19 protein-coding genes and 2 rRNA genes (1 of these 21 only partly in view) are annotated in these 21,118 nt (G+C 61.5%); 10 read left to right on the forward strand and 11 right to left on the reverse strand.

Annotation, left to right across the window (positions count from 1 at the left end):
- The 3 genes from I6L39_RS10365 to I6L39_RS10375 form a co-directional block, all read left to right on the forward strand.
- Window positions 1–2,446, forward strand: a 23S ribosomal RNA gene (locus I6L39_RS10365) (it extends 443 nt beyond the left edge of the window).
- A gap of 122 nt (window positions 2,447–2,568) precedes the next feature.
- Window positions 2,569–2,683 (forward strand): 5S ribosomal RNA (rrf, locus tag I6L39_RS10370).
- A 300-nt stretch (window positions 2,684–2,983) separates the two neighbouring features.
- A complete protein-coding gene (locus I6L39_RS10375; RefSeq protein WP_216991714.1) occupies window positions 2,984–3,616 on the forward strand; it encodes a LysE family translocator in 633 nt (210 codons plus the stop codon).
- Window positions 3,617–3,704: 88 nt separating this feature from the next.
- Here the strand turns inward: I6L39_RS10375 and fis are convergent, their stop codons facing one another.
- Complete coding sequence (gene fis / locus I6L39_RS10380) at window positions 3,705–4,001, reverse strand: DNA-binding transcriptional regulator Fis (protein ID WP_005309538.1); 297 nt, start codon at window positions 3,999–4,001, stop codon at window positions 3,705–3,707.
- A 25-nt stretch (window positions 4,002–4,026) separates the two neighbouring features.
- A complete protein-coding gene (gene dusB, locus I6L39_RS10385; RefSeq protein WP_042076799.1) occupies window positions 4,027–4,992 on the reverse strand; it encodes a tRNA dihydrouridine synthase DusB in 966 nt (321 codons plus the stop codon).
- 290 nt (window positions 4,993–5,282) lie between these two features.
- Here dusB and I6L39_RS10390 point away from each other — a divergent pair, with 290 nt between their 5' ends.
- From I6L39_RS10390 to I6L39_RS10405, 4 genes are all read left to right on the forward strand, one after another.
- Complete coding sequence (locus I6L39_RS10390; RefSeq protein ID WP_216991715.1) at window positions 5,283–6,689, forward strand: TolC family protein; 1,407 nt, start codon at window positions 5,283–5,285, stop codon at window positions 6,687–6,689.
- Window positions 6,690–6,762: 73 nt separating this feature from the next.
- Complete coding sequence (locus I6L39_RS10395) at window positions 6,763–7,767, forward strand: HlyD family secretion protein (RefSeq protein ID WP_216991716.1); 1,005 nt, start codon at window positions 6,763–6,765, stop codon at window positions 7,765–7,767.
- Entirely contained in the window at window positions 7,767–8,915 is a 1,149-nt protein-coding gene (locus I6L39_RS10400) for an ABC transporter permease (protein ID WP_216991717.1), read from the forward strand. The genes I6L39_RS10395 and I6L39_RS10400 overlap by 1 nt, the downstream gene beginning before the upstream one ends.
- Window positions 8,915–10,147 (forward strand): ABC transporter permease, encoded by a 1,233-nt coding sequence (locus I6L39_RS10405; protein ID WP_254203768.1) that lies wholly within the window; start codon window positions 8,915–8,917, stop codon window positions 10,145–10,147. Before I6L39_RS10400 ends, I6L39_RS10405 begins: the two co-directional genes overlap by 1 nt.
- 21 nt (window positions 10,148–10,168) lie before the next feature.
- On the opposite strand, the gene I6L39_RS10410 is transcribed toward I6L39_RS10405, so the two are convergent.
- The 3 genes from I6L39_RS10410 to I6L39_RS10420 all read right to left on the reverse strand — a co-directional run bounded on the left by I6L39_RS10410 (window position 10,169) and on the right by I6L39_RS10420 (window position 12,532).
- Window positions 10,169–10,804: an SDR family oxidoreductase gene (locus I6L39_RS10410; protein WP_216991718.1), complete on the reverse strand. Its 636-nt coding sequence runs from the start codon at window positions 10,802–10,804 to the stop codon at window positions 10,169–10,171.
- Between the two features lie 129 nt (window positions 10,805–10,933).
- Entirely contained in the window at window positions 10,934–11,788 is an 855-nt protein-coding gene (locus I6L39_RS10415; protein ID WP_216991719.1) for a DnaA/Hda family protein, read from the reverse strand.
- Window positions 11,789–11,863: 75 nt separating this feature from the next.
- Complete coding sequence (locus I6L39_RS10420; RefSeq protein ID WP_216991720.1) at window positions 11,864–12,532, reverse strand: DnaT-like ssDNA-binding domain-containing protein; 669 nt, start codon at window positions 12,530–12,532, stop codon at window positions 11,864–11,866.
- A 257-nt stretch (window positions 12,533–12,789) separates the two neighbouring features.
- Here I6L39_RS10420 and I6L39_RS10425 point away from each other — a divergent pair, with 257 nt between their 5' ends.
- Window positions 12,790–13,761 carry a response regulator gene (locus I6L39_RS10425; protein WP_216991721.1) on the forward strand — a complete coding sequence of 324 codons (972 nt, stop codon included), beginning with the start codon at window positions 12,790–12,792 and terminating at the stop codon, window positions 13,759–13,761.
- 72 nt (window positions 13,762–13,833) lie between these two features.
- On the opposite strand, the gene I6L39_RS10430 is transcribed toward I6L39_RS10425, so the two are convergent.
- From I6L39_RS10430 to I6L39_RS10440, 3 genes are all read right to left on the reverse strand, one after another.
- Window positions 13,834–15,228 carry a peptide MFS transporter gene (locus I6L39_RS10430; RefSeq protein WP_209795105.1) on the reverse strand — a complete coding sequence of 465 codons (1,395 nt, stop codon included), beginning with the start codon at window positions 15,226–15,228 and terminating at the stop codon, window positions 13,834–13,836.
- Window positions 15,229–15,441: 213 nt separating this feature from the next.
- Window positions 15,442–16,353 (reverse strand): UTP--glucose-1-phosphate uridylyltransferase GalU, encoded by a 912-nt coding sequence (gene galU / locus I6L39_RS10435; RefSeq protein WP_209795104.1) that lies wholly within the window; start codon window positions 16,351–16,353, stop codon window positions 15,442–15,444.
- 94 nt (window positions 16,354–16,447) lie between these two features.
- The gene (locus tag I6L39_RS10440) at window positions 16,448–16,768 is read right to left on the reverse strand and encodes a helix-hairpin-helix domain-containing protein (RefSeq protein WP_216991722.1); all 321 of its coding nucleotides are present in this window, start codon (window positions 16,766–16,768) and stop codon (window positions 16,448–16,450) included.
- Window positions 16,769–16,935: 167 nt separating this feature from the next.
- Between I6L39_RS10440 and cysQ the strand changes: the two genes are divergently transcribed.
- Window positions 16,936–17,706 (forward strand): 3'(2'),5'-bisphosphate nucleotidase CysQ, encoded by a 771-nt coding sequence (cysQ, locus tag I6L39_RS10445; protein WP_216991723.1) that lies wholly within the window; start codon window positions 16,936–16,938, stop codon window positions 17,704–17,706.
- Window positions 17,707–17,774: 68 nt separating this feature from the next.
- On the opposite strand, the gene I6L39_RS10450 is transcribed toward cysQ, so the two are convergent.
- The 3 genes from I6L39_RS10450 to I6L39_RS10460 all read right to left on the reverse strand — a co-directional run bounded on the left by I6L39_RS10450 (window position 17,775) and on the right by I6L39_RS10460 (window position 20,243).
- On the reverse strand, window positions 17,775–18,071 hold the full coding sequence (locus I6L39_RS10450) for a YciI family protein (protein ID WP_216991724.1): 297 nt from the start codon (window positions 18,069–18,071) through the stop codon (window positions 17,775–17,777).
- Between the two features lie 24 nt (window positions 18,072–18,095).
- The gene (locus I6L39_RS10455; RefSeq protein WP_209795101.1) at window positions 18,096–18,647 is read right to left on the reverse strand and encodes a septation protein A; all 552 of its coding nucleotides are present in this window, start codon (window positions 18,645–18,647) and stop codon (window positions 18,096–18,098) included.
- A 90-nt stretch (window positions 18,648–18,737) separates the two neighbouring features.
- On the reverse strand, window positions 18,738–20,243 hold the full coding sequence (locus tag I6L39_RS10460) for an aminotransferase class V-fold PLP-dependent enzyme (protein ID WP_216991725.1): 1,506 nt from the start codon (window positions 20,241–20,243) through the stop codon (window positions 18,738–18,740).
- Window positions 20,244–20,437: 194 nt separating this feature from the next.
- Between I6L39_RS10460 and I6L39_RS10465 the strand changes: the two genes are divergently transcribed.
- Window positions 20,438–21,070: a hemolysin III family protein gene (locus tag I6L39_RS10465; RefSeq protein WP_209795099.1), complete on the forward strand. Its 633-nt coding sequence runs from the start codon at window positions 20,438–20,440 to the stop codon at window positions 21,068–21,070.
- Window positions 21,071–21,118: the final 48 nt, after the last annotated feature.

Here is a 21,118-nt window from a genome sequence, read left to right on the forward strand (position 1 = left end):
TGAACCAGTACCGTGAGGGAAAGGCGAAAAGAACCCCTGTGAGGGGAGTGAAATAGAACCTGAAACCGTGTACGTACAAGCAGTGGGAGCCCTTCGGGGTGACTGCGTACCTTTTGTATAATGGGTCAGCGACTTACATTTTGTAGCGAGGTTAACCGTATAGGGGAGCCGTAGGGAAACCGAGTCTTAACTGGGCGTCTAGTTGCAAGGTGTAGACCCGAAACCGGGTGATCTAGCCATGGGCAGGTTGAAGGTTGAGTAACATCAACTGGAGGACCGAACCCACTAACGTTGCAAAGTTAGGGGATGACCTGTGGCTGGGGGTGAAAGGCCAATCAAACTCGGAGATAGCTGGTTCTCCCCGAAAGCTATTTAGGTAGCGCCTCGGACGAATACTACTGGGGGTAGAGCACTGTTTGGGCTAGGGGGTCATCCCGACTTACCAACCCCATGCAAACTCCGAATACCAGTAAGTACTATCCGGGAGACACACGGCGGGTGCTAACGTCCGTCGTGAAGAGGGAAACAACCCAGACCGCCGGCTAAGGTCCCAAAGTTCTGGTTAAGTGGGAAACGATGTGGGAAGGCTCAGACAGCTAGGATGTTGGCTTAGAAGCAGCCATCATTTAAAGAAAGCGTAATAGCTCACTAGTCGAGTCGGCCTGCGCGGAAGATGTAACGGGGCTCAAACCAGGCACCGAAGCCGCGGATTCACGCTAAGCGTGAGTGGTAGGGGAGCGTTCTGTAAGTCTGCGAAGGTGTGTCGAGAGGCATGCTGGAGATATCAGAAGTGCGAATGCTGACGTAAGTAACGATAAAGGGGGTGAAAAGCCTCCTCGCCGGAAGACCAAGGGTTCCTGTCCAACGTTAATCGGGGCAGGGTGAGTCGACCCCTAAGGTGAGGCCGAAAGGCGTAATCGATGGGAAGCAGGTTAATATTCCTGCACGACTTGTAATTGCGATGGGGGGACGGAGAAGGCTAGGTGGGCCAGGCGACGGTTGTCCTGGTGAAAGTGCGTAGGTGGTGTTTCTAGGCAAATCCGGAGACACAACACTGAGACACGAGACGAACGCACCACGGTGCGGAAGCCATTGATGCCCTGCTTCCAGGAAAAGCCTCTAAGCTTCAGATTACAAGTCATCGTACCCCAAACCGACACAGGTGGTCGGGTAGAGAATACCAAGGCGCTTGAGAGAACTCGGGTGAAGGAACTAGGCAAAATAGAACCGTAACTTCGGGAGAAGGTTCGCTCTTGTTGGTGAAGTCCCTTGCGGATGGAGCTGACGGGAGTCGCAGTGACCAGATGGCTGGGACTGTTTATCAAAAACACAGCACTCTGCAAACACGAAAGTGGACGTATAGGGTGTGACACCTGCCCGGTGCCGGAAGGTTAATTGATGGGGTTAGCGCAAGCGAAGCTCTTGATCGAAGCCCCGGTAAACGGCGGCCGTAACTATAACGGTCCTAAGGTAGCGAAATTCCTTGTCGGGTAAGTTCCGACCTGCACGAATGGTGTAACCATGGCCATGCTGTCTCCACCCGAGACTCAGTGAAATCGAATTCGCCGTGAAGATGCGGTGTACCCGCGGCTAGACGGAAAGACCCCGTGAACCTTTACTACAGCTTGGCACTGAACATTGAACCTACATGTGTAGGATAGGTGGGAGGCTTTGAAGGCGTGACGCCAGTTGCGCTGGAGCCGTCCTTGAAATACCACCCTTGTATGTTTGATGTTCTAACGCAGGGCCCTGAATCGGGCTCGCGGACAGTGCCTGGTGGGTAGTTTGACTGGGGCGGTCTCCTCCCAAAGAGTAACGGAGGAGCACGAAGGTTGGCTAATCCTGGTCGGACATCAGGAGGTTAGTGCAATGGCATAAGCCAGCTTAACTGCGAGACGGACAGGTCGAGCAGGTACGAAAGTAGGTCATAGTGATCCGGTGGTTCTGAATGGAAGGGCCATCGCTCAACGGATAAAAGGTACTCCGGGGATAACAGGCTGATACCGCCCAAGAGTTCATATCGACGGCGGTGTTTGGCACCTCGATGTCGGCTCATCACATCCTGGGGCTGAAGTCGGTCCCAAGGGTATGGCTGTTCGCCATTTAAAGTGGTACGCGAGCTGGGTTCAGAACGTCGTGAGACAGTTCGGTCCCTATCTGCCGTGGGCGTTGGATGATTGAAGGGAGTTGCTCCTAGTACGAGAGGACCGGAGTGAACGAACCTCTGGTGTTCGGGTTGTCACGCCAGTGGCACTGCCCGGTAGCTAAGTTCGGAATCGATAACCGCTGAAAGCATCTAAGCGGGAAGCGAGCCCTGAGATGAGTCATCCCTGACCCCTTGAGGGTCCTAAAGGGCCGTTGGAGACCACAACGTTGATAGGTGGGGTGTGTAAGCGCGGCGACGTGTTGAGCTAACCCATACTAATTACCCGTGAGGCTTAACCATACAACACCCAAGAAGTGTTTCTGGCCTTGTAGCAAGTGCATGAACTACTAACAAATTCAGTGATAGTGACAAGCCAAGCGCAACATCACTACTCACGTCAGCTTTCTGGATTGAAGAATTTGCCTGGCGGCAATAGCGCAGTGGAACCACCTGACCCCATGCCGAACTCAGAAGTGAAACGCTGTAGCGCCGATGGTAGTGTGGCATTCGCCATGCGAGAGTAGGACACTGCCAGGCACCCAACACGAGAAACCCCGCTCATTTGAGCGGGGTTTTTTATTTGCCTGAAATTCGGCTCCCGCGTAGCCTTGCCTATCTTTACTCCGCTACTCCTCCGGCTTCTATTGCATCTGCCATCCCCTTTCCTCCGCACAAAGTGTCTGCCTGCCAAGGTGGTTACCAGTCGCCCTGGGGGCTCATGACCTTGGGTGCAATGAGTTACCATTCCTTTTTCTGATGATCACTATTGCGGCGGGAGGGAGTGACAAGCGTTGCCGGATCCTTAGACTGTGAATCTCATCGATAAGGGAGCTGTGTATGTTGGGGATCCACGATCTGGCGTTGTTTATCGTCTCCGGTCTGCTGTTGAACATGATGCCGGGACCGGATTCCCTGCTTATCATGCTGCGCAGCGGTTCACAAGGCTGGCGGGCCGGCTCGGTGGCGGCGCTGGGGATAGGAACGGGCACCATGGTGCACGTGCTAGCCGCAGCCCTGGGGCTGTCGGCCCTGCTGAGTACCTCGGCCGAGCTGTTCGCCGTCATCAAGCTGATGGGGGCGTTCTATCTGGTCTATCTGGGGATATCACTGCTCAGGCATAGGACTGGCGCTGCGGTCGCCGGGAATGAGGCTGTGGCACTGCCCAGGCTCTCCTATGGGCGGATCTTCCGGCAAGGGTTGCTCACCAATGTGCTCAATCCCAAGGTGGCGCTCTTCTTCCTCGCCTTCGTGCCCCAGTTTATCGATCCCGCTGCGCCGCAGAAGGCGCTGGCCTTCATCGTGCTGGGTTGCATCTTCAACCTCAACGGCATGATCTGGTGCCATCTGCTGGCGTTTTCCACCGAGTTTGCAAGCCGCAAGGTGCGATTGCCCGCCCGGGTAGCAACTTGGCTGAACCGCGTGATGGGAGGGCTGTTCGTGGGGTTAGGGGTCAAGTTGGCAGCCGAGTGACGGCCCGCGTCGAAATGACCGGCCATAGAAAAAGGCGTATCCCATCGCTGGGATACGCCTTTTTCCGCACTGCAGACAGGGACTGAGATCAGTTCATGCCGTAGCGCTTGAGCTTCTTGCGCAGGGTACCGCGGTTGATGCCCATCATCACGGCGGCGCGAGTCTGGTTACCACGGGTGTACTGCATGATCACGTCCAGCATGGGGGCTTCGACTTCGGAGAGAACCATATCGTACAGATCAATCACTTCCTGACCGTTCAACTGGGCCAGGTAGTTACGCAGGGCCTGTTGCACAGAGTCACGCAGGGGGCGTTGGGTCGGCTCGGCAGCGTGATTGTGAGTAGTTGTTACCAATGCATCAGAAGTCAGGGTTTGTTCGAACATATTCGGTCGGCTCTTTAGTTATGCGTTAACCTAATCCATCGAAATACGCTTCGAGTGCCTCAAGCTGTGCGTCTGCACAATCCAGGGCATTGAAGTGCTTACGGAATTCTCGGCCCGCCTCTTCTTCATCCAGATACCAGCCCACGTGTTTACGGGCAATGCGCGCCCCCAGATAGGCACCGTAAAACCGGTGCAGATTGGTGACATGCTCGTTCATCAGGGTGCGAACCTCTTCCCTGTCGGGAGGTGGCAGCTTGGTGCCCGTCTCAAGAAAATGGCGAATTTCCCGGAAAATCCAGGGTCGTCCTTGCGCAGCACGGCCGATCATCACGGCATCGACACCGGTATAGTCGAGGACATACCGGGCCTTCTCCGGGCTATCGATGTCGCCATTGGCGACAACAGGAATCGATACGGCCTGCTTAATCGCCCTGATAGTGTCGTACTCCGCTTCACCCTTGTAGAGGCAGGCACGGGTACGACCATGCACGGCAAGGGCCGCGATACCGCAATCTTCGGCGATTCGGGCGATCTCCTCGCCATTGCGGTTATCCGGATCCCATCCTGTGCGGATCTTCAAGGTGACAGGCACCTCCACCGCGTCCACCACGGCCCGGCAGATGGATCTGACCAGGTCTGGTTGGCGCAGCAGGGCGGAACCTGCCAGCTTCTTATTCACTTTTTTTGCCGGACATCCCATGTTGATGTCGACGATCTGAGCGCCCTGCTCCACGTTGTAGCGGGCAGCAAACGCCATCATCTCGGGGTCGGCACCGGCAATCTGGACCGATCGCAAGCCACCTTCTGCAGAGTGATCCATTCTCATCCGGGTTTTCTGGGTATCCCAGACATCCGGGTTGGCCAGCAGCATCTCGGAAACGGCCATGCCGGCACCCAGCCGCAAACAGAGTTCACGAAATGGTCGGTCTGTTACACCGGCCATGGGGGCCACGATCAGGGGAGTTTCAAGCGTGTGGGGACCTATCTGCATTACACGGTTACCATCGGCTTAGGGCGGCGTATATTACGCATTTTTTAGTCAGGAGAAAAGGTTAGTATTTGAGCGTCAGCCATTTTTTTCTGAAAAAAACGTCGCGCCAAGGCTTGCAAATTCAGGAGTGCTTGAAAATCGGGCATATTGTCTGGGAGCATGTTCAGTGTCAAATGGGTGAGGGGCGCGGTGAATTGTGAGTCTCCTTCCTTGGCCGGTTTAGGCTATGATAGCGGGCCTGAATCGAGCAAAAGCTCCACACAATTTCATTACAAACGGATCGGGGATGTATGACGGCAAGGTTCATCAAATTGCTCTGCCCATGCCTGCTGGGTGTCGTGCTGGGGTCGGCCCAGGCGCAGACGGTCAGCTTCAGCGAGGCCTGGAGCCGGGTCATCCAGCAGGATGACGGCCTGGCGGCGGAACAGGCCGGGGTGGAGAGGGCCCAGCAACTGCGGGAGGCGGCCAAGGCCATGTACCTGCCCAAGGTGGATGTGGGGGCCAGCTATACCCACCTCGATCAGCCGATGGAGCTGGACATGCTGGATCTCAACCCCATAGCCAACCACCCCGAGTTCGGCAAGGTGCTGGGGCCCGTCATGCAGGCGCTCAATCTCAGCCCGAGCGACTTCGTCACCCCGCTCACCAAGCAGAACGTGGTCACCAGTTCGGTCAAGATGCTGTGGCCGCTCTTTACCGGCGGGCGCATCGATGCGGCCCAGGATATTCGTCAGGCCCAGGTGAGCGAGGCCGAGCAGTTGCTGGTGCTCAAACAGCAGTCCACCTTCGAGAGCCTCTCCCAGACCTACTTCGGCGTGGTGCTGGCGGCCCAGGTGGTGCAAACCAAGCAGGAGATCGAGGAGGGGCTTGCCCATCACCTGGATCATGCCAACAAACTCGAGGCCCAGGGCCAGATCGCCAAGGTGGAGCGCCTTTCGGCCCAGTCGGCCTATGACAGGGCACGCATCGACACCCAGAAGGCGCGACGCAGTCTGGAGATCGCCCAGCTGGCCCTAGGTCACCTGCTCAAGCTCAAACAGGCTGAGCCCAATACCCGCCTCTTCATCAACGAGGGGATGCCACAGCTCGCTCCCCTGGTGCAGGAGACCCTGGCGGTGCACCCCGGCCTCAAGCTGCTGGCGGCCAAGAAGGAGCAGGCCCAGGGCATGATCAAGCTGGAGAAGGGCAAATACGCCCCCGAGCTGTTCCTGTTCGGCAACTACAACCTCTATGAGGATGACTCCATCGTCTCCAAGACCACACCGGACTGGCTGGTCGGGGTCGGGGTCAGCATGCCGCTGGTGAGTCGTGATGGCCGTTCCGAGACGGTCCAGGCGGCCAAGAGCGCCGAACTCCAGGTCAACCTGCTGCAAGCCAAGACCCGCCAGGATCTGGAGCTGCTGGTCGAGAAGACCTGGCGCGAGGCGGCCCAGGGGCTGGAGGAGTACCACTCCCTCTCCTCGACCCAGGCGCTGGCCGAGGAGAACGTGCGGTTGCGTGACAAGGCGTTCGGGCAGGGGCTCTCCACCTCGTTGGATGTGGTGGATGCGCAGACCCAGCTGGCCGGGGTCAAGACCCAGCGCGCCGCTGCCGCCTACCAATATGTGATCTCCCTGGCCCGCCTGCTGGCGCTCTCCGGCCAGATGAACAGTTTCAACCAGTATCAGCATGGCCAGGCCATCGAGGTGAACTCATGAGCACGCGCCACTCCGTTCCCGTTTTCATGTCCGTGTCGACCGCCAAGGGTCGCCTGTTTGCCGAGGTGAATTCATGAGTCATCCCCCCATCAAGAAGAAGATGAGCCAGGGCAAGCCCTGGTTGCTGCCCCTGGTCCTGGTGCTGCTGGTCCTCTGGCTCGGCTGGCGCTTCTGGCTGGCCTATCAGCCGGAACCGGTCCGGCTGCAGGGGCAGATAGAGGCGCAGCAGTATTCGGTCTCTTCCAAGGTGGCGGGCCGTATCGACGAGGTGCTGGTGAAGAAGGGGGATCAACTGGCCAGGGGACAGCTGGCGTTCACCCTGGCGAGCCCCGAGATCGAGGCCAAGCTGAGCCAGGCCAAGGCGGGCCAGGCGGCGGCCGGCGCCATGGCCGAGGAGGCCGAGAAAGGGGCGCGAGTCCAGCAGATCGCCGCCGCCAAGGATCAGTGGCAGCAGGCCAAGGCGGCCGCCCTGCTCCATGGCAAGACCTATGAGCGCATCGCCAGCCTGCACCGGGATGGCGTGATGTCGCTGCAAAAGCGTGACGAGGCCTGGACGGCCTGGCAGGCGGCGAAGTACAGCGAGGGTATGGCCTGGCAGCAATACCAGATGGCGCTGGAAGGGGCGCGGGAAGAGACCAAGGTCGCGGCCCGGGAGCAGGCCAAGATGGCGGCAGGGGGAGTGGCCGAAGTGGAGGCCTATCTGGCCGACACCCGCATCGCCAGCCCCCACGAGGGGGAAGTCGCTCAGGTGCTGCTGCGCAGCGGCGAGCTGGCCCCCCAGGGCTTCCCCGTGGTGACCCTGCTCGACATGAAGGATGCCTGGGCCCAGTTCCATGTACGTGAGGACCTGCTGCCAAGGTTCCCGGTCGGTACCGAGTTTGATGCCCGTATTCCCGGCCTGGGGGATCAGCTGGTGCGCTTCAAGGTGACCCATGTGGCCGTGATGGGGGATTTCGCCACCTGGCGTGCCACCGACACCCGCCAGGGGTTCGACATGAAGAGCTTCCAGGTGGAGGCGCGCCCCCTGCAGCCGGTTGACGGGCTGCGGGTCGGCATGAGCGTGCTGGTCGAGCTCTGATGGGACGCGAATGGCGGTTGCTGTGGCAGGACCCGATCGGCCGGGCGCTGGCGAGCTGGGTCCCCTTGGTGCTGATAGGGATCCTGTGCTGGATCTTTTCAGCCGGCCTGGCGCGGGATCTCAAGGTCGGTCTGGTGGATCTGGATCGCAGCCCCCTCTCCCGACAACTGGCGTTCTCTCTCGATGGTTCCGCCGGGCTCAAGATAGCGCGGCAGTTTGACGCCATCGACGAGGGGGCCAACGCCCTGCGGGGGGGCGACATCTACGCCCTGGTGGTGATCCCCCATCACCTGGAGCGGGACGCCCGCGAGGGGACCCAGCCCAGGGTGACGGTGTTCAACAACGGCCAGTTCATCCTGATCGCCAAGCTGGTCAACTCGGCGCTGGCCCAGGTGGTGGGGACTCTCAACGGCCAGGTAGGGGTACTGGAGGCCATGGCCGACGGCAAGGCGCTGCCCGGTGCGCTGGGGCAGTCGGTGCCCATCGCCAGCCAGGTGACGGCGCTCTACAACCTCAATTCCAGCTACGCCCAGTTTCTGTTGAGCGCCCTGTTGCCGGCGGTGTGGCAGATCCTGGTGGTGCTCTATGGCCTCAATGCCCTGGCCCGCACCGATCGCCTCGGGTTGGACTGGACCACCAGAGGGGTCTGGTTCGGCCTCTGGCGTACCCTGTTGCCCCATGTGCTCATCGGCTGGGGGTGGGGGCTGGCGTGGAGTCTGCTGCTGTTCAAGGGGCTGGGGTACCCCATGCAAGGCAGTTGGCTGGTGCTGACGGTGGGGTTGGGGCTGGCCTCGGCCGCCTGCGTCACCATGGGGGCCTTCTTCTACGCCATCATCCGGGATCCGGCGCGGGCGCTCTCTCTGGCCGGTGCCTACACGGCGCCGGGATTCGCCTTCATGGGGGTCACCTTTCCGGTCAGCGCCATGGGGGATGTGGCCCAGTTCTGGCGCAGCCTGCTGCCCATCTCTCACTATGTCGAGCTGCAGATAGGCCAGAGCAACTACGGCCAGCCGCTGGCGGCGGCACTGCCCCAGCTCGGGGCACTGCTGCTGTTTCTGCTGCCCCTGCTGTTGGTGGTGCGCCGTTACCGGCAGCAGGCGGAACTGGTCCGTCAATCCGTCGCAATCGCCGAGAAGGAGCCTGAGTGATGCTGGGATTTGTCGATCTGTTGCGCCTTGAGCTGCGCACCCTCTTGGCGGATCGCGCCATCATGCTGACTCTGTTTGGCGGCGTGCTTTTCTACTCCTTCCTCTATCCGCAGCCTTACCTGCACCAGCTGCCGCGGGAAGAGCCCGTGGTGGTGGTCAACGAGGATGGCAGCCAGCTCTCGCGCCAGCTGGAGTTCATGGCCGATGCCACGGCGCAGGTCAAACTGGTGGCGCGGGCAGACTCCCTCGATGAGGCACGCCAGATGATGGTGGCCGGGAAGGCGAGCGGCATCTTGCACATCCCCCGCCATTTCTATCGGGACCTGATGCTGGGCAGGAGCGTGACCCTGGGCTATGCGGGCGATGCCTCCTACTTCCTGGTCTACGGCACCATAGCCGAAGGGCTGGCCCAGGCGGGGGGGACGCTCGCCGCCCAGATCAAGGTGGCCCGGCTGCTGAGCCATGGGGAGGCGCTGCCCCAGGCCGCCATGGGCTGGAATGCGGTGGCCCTCAACGTGCTGCCTGTGTTCAACCCCACCATGGGCTATGTGAACTATGTGGTGCCGGCGGTATTCGTGCTGATCCTGCACCAGGTGCTGCTGATGGGCACCGGCATCCTGGGGGCGACCCAGAACCAGCGCAGCCGCCGTGGGGAGTCAGGTTACTGGCAGAGTGCCCCCGTGCTGGCGCTGCTGCTGGCCCGCACCCTGGTGGTGGGGGGGCTCTTCGTGCTGCCGGTGACCTACTTCTTCGGCTTCTGCTTCGATCACTACGGCATTGCCCGCACTGCGGCGCCGGGGGCGCTCTGGCTGTTCACCCTGCCGTTCCTGCTGGCGACCACCTGGCTTGGGGTGGTGCTGGGGGCCCTGGTCAGTCGCCGCGACCTGCCGACCCAGGTGGTGCTGGTGTCATCCCTGCCGCTGGTGTTCCTCGCCGGCTTTATCTGGCCCCTTGAACTCATTCCGGCGCCCCTCAACTGGCTGGCCCAGTGGGCGCCGAGCACGCCGGCCATCGAAGGCTTCCTGCGCCTCAACCAGATGGGGGCGAGCTTTGCCCAGGTCTCTGCCTACTGGTGGCAGCTATGGGGGCTGGCACTGCTGTATGGAACACTGGCGTGCCTGCTGCTGCGCTGGCGCCAGCAGTCCCCGGCAGGCAAGAGGGATAGACCGGATGGCCCGGTCGCAGACCGCGCAGGGGCCCCCTTCACCGGCAACGGTCAGCCCCTGGGCTGACCGTTTTGCTATTCGCCCCGCTCACCCCCGGCTGAGGCCGGGATCGCCGATGGCGTAGATCTGGCCAAGGGCCTGCGGGTCGGTGAGCAGTTGCATACCCCGTATCGCCACATCCTGGCGGCGCACCAGGCCGTGTAGCTCCTTGTTCTGGCTCAGCTCGGCCTGTCCCGTCGCCTCCCCATCCTGCAAGCCGGCCGGCCGCAAGATGGTCCAGTCAAGGGTGCTGGTCTGCAGCCAGCTCTCCGCCAGACTCTTCAGACGCACCTCGTGACCGAAGGCCTCCCGCGCCCGTTGGGGCAGGTATTGCCAGCTATCGCCACAACCTAGGGAGGTCACCAGCAGCAGGCGGCTGAGCCCGGCCCGCTCCATCTCGTCGATCACCAGGCGATTGCCCAGGTAGTCGACGGGCTCGGCCTGGCGGAAGCTGCCGAGGGTGGAGATGACTCGCGCAGCGTTGCCGGCTGCCTGGCATGCCATGGTCACGGCCTGTGGGTCCAGGGCATTCCCGGTGACGACCTCGACACCCAGAGATTGCAGTTCGGCGGCCATGTCGGCATGGCGCACCAGGGCGACGACCCTGTGACCCTGGCGCAGCGCCTGCCCGGTGAAGGCACGGCCCAGCCCGCGGCTGGCACCGAAGATGAGTGTGGTTGGCATGAGAGGCTCCCTTTGAAGAAAAGGGTTAGCCTAGGAGGGCGCAGCCCTCCTGTAAATGAGAGCCGTTTTTATTTGTGAGGACGAGAGGGGAAATGACGGGCCGGACGTCGGGGACGCCGGCCCGAGGAGTCAACCCTGATAGTTGCCTATGCTGGGGCGACGGCTGGGGCCGCTCAGGTGAATGTCCACCGGGTTGAACGCCTTGATCGCCTCGAAGCTGAAGTCGCCGATGGCCTGATGCAGGCTCTGGGGGCCGTGGTTGGTGATGATGATGACGCTTTTCGACAGGTTGCGGCGCCGGCGCAGCAGGTGGCCGAGGAAGCTGGACTGGCTCTCCGCCATCTTGGCGCGGTTGGCCGCCACCTCGTCGATGATCAGCAGATCCACCTCTTCCAGGGCGCGGCGGTACTGGTTGCGCTCCTCCTGATCCTGGATGACGTTGAAGAAGAGCCGGTCCACGATGGAGGCCCACTGCTGGAAGATCACCGATTTCTGATGGCGCGCGATCAACTCGTGGGCCACGGCGCCCGCCAGGGTGGACTTGCCGGTGCCGTAGTCGCCATAGATGAGCATGCAGCCGCCGCCGCTCTTCTCCCAGTGCTCGAAGCCGCTGATGAAGTAGCGGGCTGTTTCGATGGGATACTGCAGGGCGGGGTCGCTCGCATCCATCTTGTCGAAGATCCAGTCCGGATTGAGATCCGCCTGGGCGATCAGCTTCTGGATCCGCTCCTGGCGCGCCGCCTTCTGCAGCTCGCGTACCTCGGCGTTGGCCTTGGCGTCATACTCCTTGCGCAGGGTCTCGTAGTCGTACTGAGTGCCGCCGGTCTGGGCCTGCAGGCGGCGGATGCGCTCGAGCAGGCCACCCACATGCCGGCTCAGCTCGGGATCGCGCACGCGCTGATCCTGTTTGGCCTTGGCGATCTTCTGGCGTCTTGCCTCGATCTCCTGCAGCTCCTCGCGCAGTGGGTCGTGCGGATCTGTCATGAATGGCTCCTTCTGCGAGGGAAATGGCAAGCGTCTGATGATACGGCTAATGGTGCCAGCGGCGAATACCCGGGATCAATCATTCTCCGGCTCCTGAGCGAGACGCTTGGCCACTTCGATCATCTCCTGTGCCCGCTTGCTCGGGCCCGTCTCGGCCGGGGCCGGGGTGATCTGCTGATATCCCGCTACCACAGTCGGTTGGCGACGGGCATAGCGCCGACCCTTAAGGGCGCGAATGAATTTCAGCATCCACTGGTGCTGGGAATCGAACACCTCGGGGCGGCCGAGCCAGTAGGCGATGAACTCGCCGAGATCCTCCTCGCTGTAGCTGGCGTCGATCACTCCGCACAGGCGGGCGAGGGCGGGCAGCTCTTCATCCGGCCGCCACTGCAGGTGCATCTGGAACGGCCGCTCCGGCAGCGGGCTGCGTACCCGCTGGCTCAGCAGTGGCAGCAGGAAGGGGCACTGATGGTAGTGCTCACTGTCAGCCTGCGCCTCGACCTGCAGCAGTTCGGCCTCCATCAGCTCGTCGAGTAGCTCGGTCAGCTGGCGGGCGTTGACCTGATAGCTGAAACTGCCGGGATTGCCCGGATCGACGACCGCCAGGGCGCGACCCAGTTCAGGGTAGTTGAGCCTTTGCTGCCGATTTTCCAGCACCAGCCGGCGCAGCTGCAGGGTATAGAGGCTGCGTGCCGGATGGGAGAGTCTGGGATGGGCGAGGGCGCTGTATTCGGCTGGCGTCATGGTCTGCTTCACGATCTGGAGTGGGGGGCATTATCCCTCATGGCGGGGTCTCACACAATTCGAGACGACCCTGGACGGGACATCCGCTCGTCAAGGCGGCCATGACCGCACAGGGAGTGTTGATAAAATAATCAGTCCATTTCAAATGGTTGGCAGACATCGCGACCGTTGGCGGCAAGATGGAGTGGCGGGATTCAACCCCCATGATCTAGTCTTAATGCTCAAATAACCATTTGACTAATAAGAGCTTTGTCAAGATGTCAAAAGCCGGACTACGGATCTTGGTGGTGGAAGACGAAGCGGTTTTTCGCCACTCGCTGGTATCTTATCTCGAGCACGACGGGGCCTGCGTCTTCCAGGCCGAGGATGGAATAGAGGGGCTCTCGGCGGCGGCGCTCTATCACCCCGATGTCGTGTTGTGTGACCTCAACATGCCGAACATGGATGGCCATGAGGTGATCGCCTGCCTCAGTGCCCGCTACCCCGAGGTGCCCGTCATCGTCATCTCAGGCCAGGATCAGATGGCTGCGATCGAGCGGGCGCTGCGGGCGGGGGCCCGTGACTTCTTCATCAAGCCGGTGGATGACTATGAGCAGATCCGGCGCAGCATCGATCAGTGCCTGATGCACAACGGCCAACACAGCCAGCAACTGGAGCTGATGGAACACATCGACTTCTTCCGGGGACACGATCTGGCTTCCAGTCGCCTGCTGGCCTGGCTGGCACCGCCGGGCATGCAGGAGTGGGGACCCTGGCAGGTGACCTTTGCCGGTATGGGGAACCTCTTCATCCCCGATACCTTCAAGCTGGACGACAAGCTGCTGGTGCTGGTGATGGAGCTGCCTATCCTCGGTGTGGACGCCGCCTTCTGCGGGGCCCTGGTGCGCTCCCTGATGAACGGCCCCTATCGCCAGTTCCAGCAGCAGGAGAGCCGACTCCTGACCCAGCCACACAGGCTGCTGGACTACCTCAACCTGCAATTGCTGGAATCTGGCCTGCGCCACTCCTTCGCCATGGCAGCGCTGCTGTTCGATCAGGAGGACGGACTGGTCTTCGCCAATGCCGGTCTCACTTCCCCCCACTGGTTGATGCGTTGTGGCGGGTTGCCGCTCGGCCTGATGCGCAGCAGCCGCTATGCGCTGCACAGGCGCAGCTGGCATGAGCCGTTCGAGCTGCTGTTTCGCAGCGACAGCGGCAGCGCCCTGAAAATGCAGGTACGCCATCACTGAGCACGCCGACGACGGCACAAACAAGCAGGGCGCCCATGGGCGCCCTGCTTGCATTGCACAATCCTGACCGAATCAGACGGTGGCGGACTGCAGCTTGTTCTCCTGCTCCGGCTCCTTGGCGGGGCCTTCGGCACCGTGCATCCAGTAGACCAGGCGGTTGGCCATGGTCAGCAGGATCAGGGCGCTGATCACGGCGGCCAGGGCGATGCCACCGAAGATGGCCATGGCACCGGATTCGCCTACGAAGGAGCCGATGAAACCGGCGGCATAGTTGGCCAGGGCCACGAAGCCGAACCAGGCACCCATCATCAGGGAGGCCAGGCGCAGCGGAGCCAGCTTGGTCACCATGGAGAGGCCGATGGGGGAGAGGCAGAGCTCGCCCAGGGTATGGAACAGGTAGGCGCCGACCAGCCAGAACATGGAGGTCTTGACGGCCTGATCACCCCCCTGCTCCAGCACGGCACCGATCATGAACAGGAAGCCGATGGCCAGGAACAGCAGACCCATGGCGAACTTCACCGGGGAGTTCGGCTCTTTCTTGCCGAGCTTGATCCAGATGGCCGCGACTATGGGGGCTAGGGTGATGATGAAGAAGGGGTTCAGGGACTGGAACCAGGCGGTCGGCACTTCGAAGCTGCCGATCATGCGATCGGTATATTCCTGTGCGTACAGGTTCATCAGGCCGCCGGCCTGCTCGAAGCCGGCCCAGAAGATGATGGTGAACAGACCCAGCACCAGGATGACCTTGATGCGATCCACTTCCTGCTTGGTCAGCGGGGCCTTCTGCTCCTTGGAGCGCTGCAGGGCGGCGCGCTGGGCGGCCGGCACGCGGCCGATGTCGCCGAGGAAACGCTGGGCCATGGTGGCCTGCACCACCAGGGAGAGCAGCATGCCGATACCGGCGCTGACGAAGGCGGCCTGCCAGCCGTAGGCGGTGGCAGCGGCGCCGCAGATCACCCCTGCCAGCAGGGAGCCCAGGTTGATGCCCATGTAGAAGATGGTGAAGGCACCGTCACGGCGGTGATCCCCTTCCTGATACAGGTCACCCACCATGGTGGAGATGTTCGGCTTGAACAGGCCGTTCCCCAGGATCAGCAGGCCGAGGCCCGCGTAGAAGACGGTGTTGACCATGTCCGGGAACATGGCGTGGGGCAGGGCCAGGGTAAACTGGCCGGCGGCCATCAGCACGGCACCGAACAGGATAGCGCGACGTTGGCCCAGGAAGGTATCTGCCAGCCAGCCGCCGATGATCGGAGTGATGTAGACCAGGCCGGTGTAGATGCCGTACAGCTTGAGGGCATCGGCCTGGGTCCAGCCCATGCCACCGTTGGCGGTCATGTCGGTCAGATAGAGGACGAGCACGGCACGCATGCCGTAGTAGGAGAATCTCTCCCAGAGTTCGGTACTAAAGAGCAAAAAAAGCCCTTTAGGGTGACCTAAAAAGGTCCCTTTGGACGGGTTATTCATTGGAACTTCCACCTGTGTCTTATATTTTTTTAGAAATTTTATGCAAGGGCTAGGAACAAGCCATATTCCTTATAAAACAAGCAGGATTGAATTACAATGACAGGTTTTGACGATATTTTATCTATCGATGGTTGAATATTTGTTTATAAAATGAAAATGGGCATCGAATGATGCCCAGTTTTTTATTCTGCTTGTTGTGCAAATATTCAGCGATTACAACTGTTTGACGAACTGCTTCAACCAGGCGGTAAATTCGCCGTCCAGCTCGCGGTGGCGCACGGCGTACTCCACGTTGGCCTTCATGTAACCGAGCTTGCTGCCGCAATCGTGGCTGCGCCCCTTCATGAAGTAGGCGTTGACCTGCTCTTTCTCCATCAGCATGGCGATGGCATCGGTCAGCTGGATCTCGTCGCCGGCACCGGCCGGGGTCTTCTCCAGCAGTGGCCAGATGTTGGCGGAGAGCACATAGCGACCGACCACGGCCAGGTTGGAGGGGGCCTCGTCACGGGGCGGCTTCTCGACGATGGCCTGCATGGGCAGGGACATGCCGGCGCTCAGCGCCTCGCCCTTGATGTCGGCGATGCCGTACTTGTCCACCTCGCTCTCGGGGACGGCCTCCACCATGATCTGGCTGATCTGGTTCTCTTCGAACAGGTGCACCATCTCCGCCAGGTTGTCCTGCTTGAGATCGCTGGCCACCTCGTCGATGAGCACGTCCGGCAGCAGGACGGCGAAGGGCTGATCCCCGATCAGCGGGCGGGCGCACAGCACCGCGTGGCCCAGGCCTTTTGCCTCACCCTGGCGCACGTGCATGATGGTGACGTCTTTGGGGCAGATGTGCTGCACCTCTTCCAGCAACTGGCGCTTGACCCGTTTCTCCAGGGTCGCTTCCAGCTCGAAGCTCTTGTCGAAGTGGTTCTCGATGGAGTTCTTGCTGGAGTGGGTCACCAGGATGATCTCCTTGATGCCAGCGGCGATGGCCTCGCGCACCACATACTGGATCAGCGGCTTGTCGACCACAGGCAGCATCTCCTTGGGGATGGCCTTGGTGGCGGGCAGCATGCGGGTACCCAGGCCGGCGACGGGGAGAACGGCCTTGCGAACAACGAGGGGTGTCTTTTTCATGGAGTGAGTCCGAAGATACGAAGTGGGCTCATGATACCCGAAGAAAAATAGGGCAGCCACAGGCCGCCCTCGAGATGATGGGGATTCAAACCGGTTACTTGACGATAATCATGTCCCGATTCGCCTCCAGGGTGGCGGGCCCGATGCCGCTCACGTCCGCCAGCTGATCCACCGAGGTGAACTTGCCCTGTTTCTCGCGATGGTCGACGATGGCCTGTGCCTTCTTCTCGCCGATGCCCTTCAGGGACGCGAGTTCATCGGCGCTGGCGGTATTGAGGTTGATCTTGCCGGCCTCAGTGGTGGTCGCGACGGTCGCGGCAGGCTTGGTGGCCGGCTTGTCGGCGGCCAGTACGGGCTGAGTCAGCAGAGGGAGGCAGCCCAGCAACAGGGCGGCGATCAGGGGCTTTTTGATCATGGTGTCACATCCTTATGATATTGCCTTATTGGCATATTCATCATTAGTTGGGTTGCGCCACTTTTTGTCTGTCAGTTTTGACACTTTATAAGTCAGTGCAAACGGCTATAAGCCGAAGATGCCCGCTCGGTTACACTGACTAACCCTTTGAGCGAGATGTCTTTTCTATGTATCTACCCACCATTTCCGAGCTGGAACCCATCGCCCGCGCCGCCGGTGAGTCCATCATGGCCATCTACAGTCAACCCTTCGCGGTGGAGTACAAGCAGGACGAGAGCCCGCTGACTGCCGCGGACAAGGGGGCCCACGAGGTGATCGTCCGGGCGCTGGCCCGGCTCACGCCCTCGATCCCCGTGCTGTCGGAAGAGTCGGACGTCGCGACCCTGCAGGCCAGGCTCGCATGGTCCCGCTACTGGCTGGTGGATCCGCTGGATGGCACCAAGGAGTTTGTCTCCCGCAACGGCGAGTTCACGGTGAACATCGCGCTGATTGAACAGGGCGCTCCGGTCTGGGGGCTGGTCTATGCCCCTGTGCTGGACAAGCTCTGGTATGGGGGAAAGGGGCTGGGGGCCTGGCGTGTGGTCGATGGCAGGCATGAGGCCATTCAGACCCATCCCCACGAAGAGGGGCAGGCGTGGCGCGTGGTGGGCAGCCGCAACCACCTCTCCGGGGAGACCCTGGATTACCTGGCCCGCTTTGGTGACATGGAGCGGGGCGACATCGAGCTGGTCTCCATGGGCAGCTCGCTCAAGTTCTGTATCATTGCCGAGGGCGGGGCCGAGCTCTACCCCCGTCTCGCCCCGACCTGCGAGTGGGACACCGGCGCTGCCCAGGCGGTGCTGGAGGGGGCGGGGGGCAGCGTCACCCAGCTGGACGGTTCCCCCCTGCGTTACAACAAGCCGGATATCCTCAACCCCTGGTTTGTGGCCAGGGCCTGAGCCGGGCATCGGATGCAAAAAGGCCGGACATTGTCCGGCCTTTTTGTTTGCGATGAGCATCGATGAGGTCAGAAGACTCTCTTGAACGGCTTGATGGTGACGCGGGCATAGACGCCGGCCGCTACATAGGGATCCGCATCGGCCCAGGCCTGGGCCTCGGCCTGGCTGCCGAACTCGGCGATGACGGTGCTGCCGGTGAAACCCGCATCGGCGGGATCCTCGGCATCGATGGCCGGGTTGGGGCCCGCGGTCAGCAGGCGCCCCTCATCCTGCAGCGCCTGCAGGCGGGCGAGGTGGGCGGGGCGAGCCAGCTTGCGCTGTGGCAGGCTGTTCGCGACGTCTTCGGAGTAGATCAGATACCACATGAGAGGCTCCTTTTCTGGTTGCGGTTATTTTTTCTGCTCTGCTTTCTGCTCGGCCGGCATGTGGCGATAGAGGTAGACGCCGCTGAGCAGGGTGAATACGAGCGTCATGCCCAGCAGGCCGAATACCTTGAAGTTGACCCACATCTCCTGGGAGAGGTTGAAGGCCACATAGAGGTTGAGCAGGCCGCAGAGGGCAAAGAAACCGACCCAGCCCAGGTTGACGTTGTCCCAGATCCGGTCGGGAGCCTGCAGCTCCTTGGCCAGCATCTGCTTGATCAGGTTCTTGCCAAAGCCGTAGCGGCTGACGAGCAGGGCGAGGGCAAACAGCACGTTGATGACGGTCACCTTCCACTTGATGAAGGCGTCGTCGTGGAAGAAGACGGTGAGGCCGCCGAAGAAGCCGACCAGCAGGAAGGTAAAGAGCTGCATCTTCTCGACCTTGCGATAGCGGATCCAGCCGTAGGCGAGCTGCAGACCGGTGACCACCACCAGGGCGCCGGTGGCGGTGTAGATGTCGTAGAACTTGTAGACCGCGAAGAAGACGATCAGGGGGATAAACTCGATAAACTGCTTCATGCTGGGCTCATTACCTCAAAATTTCACTCAGTGTACCTGTCCGTCAGACAACGGCAAATGAATAAGACCGCTCATTTGCCCCCCAGTTCCTCAGCCAAAAAGCTGCCGTGCCACCTCGATCCCCAGCCGCTGCTGATCCGCCAGCAGCTCGCGAATATGGCGCTCCTCGATCAGCGGATTGAGCAGCACGGCGCGCAGCAGAGTGAGCGATTGCTCGCCGTAGCGGCTCACCGCCCGCTGGGTGCGGGAGACGAAGCTGTGTCCCTCGGCGCGCTGTGCCTTCTGCAGTGCCACGTTGAAGGCATTGATCTCGTCGTTGGCTGCCTCGTCCAGGACCTTGCCCTGTAGATGGGGCGGGATGCAGCGGTAGGAGAGCAGGTTCATCACCGGCGCCGACATCAGCTCGAAGGCGGGGCTCGCCTCGATGAGCGCCGCCATCCGCCGCGCCCTGTCGTAGTTGGCGTCGATGAGCTCGGCATACCCCTGCCGCCCCAGCATCTGGAAGGCGGCATCCAGATAGAGGGCGTTGGCGGGACGGGTGCCCTCCAGGGTGAAGCGTCCCTGATCGAAGGAGGTGGCGCGAATGGCGTAGGGCGCCTCGCGCTTCACCGCCATCATCAGATCCGGCTGGCGGCAGAGCAGCATGCCGGTGCCAAGAGGGACCAGCAGTTGCTTGTGGCCGTCCAGGGTCACGGTATCGGCCTGATCGATCCCTTCCAGCAGGCCCTGATAGCGGGGGGAGAAGAGGGTCGGGCCACCCCAGGCGGCATCCACGTGGAAGTGGATCTGCTCGCGCCGTGCGATGGCGGCGAGTTCCGGCAGGGGATCGATGGAGCCGAAGTCCGTGCTGCCGGCGACCCCGACCAGGGCCAGCACCTTGATCTTCTGCTCCTTGCATTGGCGCAGCGCCTGCTCCAGCGCGGCCAGGCTGAGCCGGTTGTGTTCGTCGGTGTCGAGGCGCCAGACGCTGCGGGCCCCCAGCCCCAGCAGATCCATCCCCTTGTCGAAGGAGTAGTGCATCAGCCGTGACCCCAGGATCACGGCGCCGCGATAGCCCTGCTCAAAGAGCGAAAACAGGTTGTCGCCACAGGCCCGGTTGCGGGCCAGCCAGAGGGCGGTGACATTGGCGATGGTGCCGCCGCTGGTCATGACGCCCAGGGCCGCATCCTTGGCGTGCATCTGGGCCGCATAGAAGGCATCGTCCTCGCGATAGACGAGGCGATGCAACTTGGCCAGCACCTCCCGCTCCAGGAAGCTCAGCAGGCGGGAGGACTCCATCTTCATGGGATTCTGGTTCAGCATCACCAAGAGGCGCGACAGCTCGGCGGTGAAGGCTGGCAGGGGCGCCGTCATGTGCCCCATATAGCGCGGGGAGGTCAGGTGTGATGCGCCGGGCACCAGGGTGGCGAGCCGTTCCAGATAGGCTTGCGTGCTGATGCCGGTGGCAGGCATGGACGACTGGTCGAGTTGGTGGACGAAGCTGTCGCGTTCATAGGGAGCCTGACTGTCGTCGGAGTGATGGAAGGTCTCCAGCAGGGCCGTCATGGCCTGGCCGAAGTCAGGATCCGGTTGTGTAAACAGTTCAGTCAGCTTCATCGGGTTCTCCAGACCAGATTGTCGGGCAGACGCGGCCATCCGTCCCGGCGGCGTCGGCCGCAGAGCATACACCAAAGGGGCGGGGGGCACAGCCATCTCCTGGCCCCCCGACCGTTGGTTCTTTATTTTGAGCTAACACTTGTAGCCTGAAACGTCGGCCGCTAGAGTGAACCGGTTCAGGTCAGGAGGTGGTGATGACGGATGTGACGGGGTATTCCCCTCGGGAAGAGTGGGCCAATCGCCTCAGCCATGGGCTGGGGTTGCTGCTGGGCGGACTGGGTCTTGCCTTGCTGCTGCACAAGGGGTGGGATCAGGGACCCAGGGTGCTGCTGAGCTACGGCCTCTATGGGGCCAGCCTGGTGCTGCTCTATCTCGCCTCGACGCTCTATCACAGCATGACCTCGGAGCGGGCCAGGCGCAGGTGCAAGCTGTTCGATCACTGCGCCATCTATCTGCTGATCGCCGGCACCTATACCCCCTTCCTGCTGGTGGCGCTCGATACGCCGCTGGCACAGGGGCTGATGGTGGTGATCTGGGGGCTGGCCCTGGCCGGGGTGCTGTTCAAGCTGCTCTTCATCAACCGCTTCAGGCGTTTGTCGCTCTTCACCTATCTGATGCTGGGCTGGCTGTCCCTGGTGGTCGTCTACCAGCTCTACCTGCATCTGGACGGTGCCGGGCTCCTGCTGCTGGGGCTCGGCGGACTCATCTACAGCCTGGGGGTGATCTTCTACGTGGCCAGGGGCATCCCCTACAACCACGCCATCTGGCACCTGTTCGTGCTGGGGGGCAGCCTGTGCCACTTCGCGGCCATCTATGGCTACGTCTAACCACAGGCCCTGGCCCTGTCGCAGGAGTCGTACGGCCACAGAAGATGG

Origin of the sequence: Aeromonas sp. FDAARGOS 1409 (assembly GCF_019048705.1) — a bacterium.
Taxonomy (GTDB): Bacteria; Pseudomonadota; Gammaproteobacteria; order Enterobacterales; family Aeromonadaceae; genus Aeromonas; species Aeromonas sanarellii.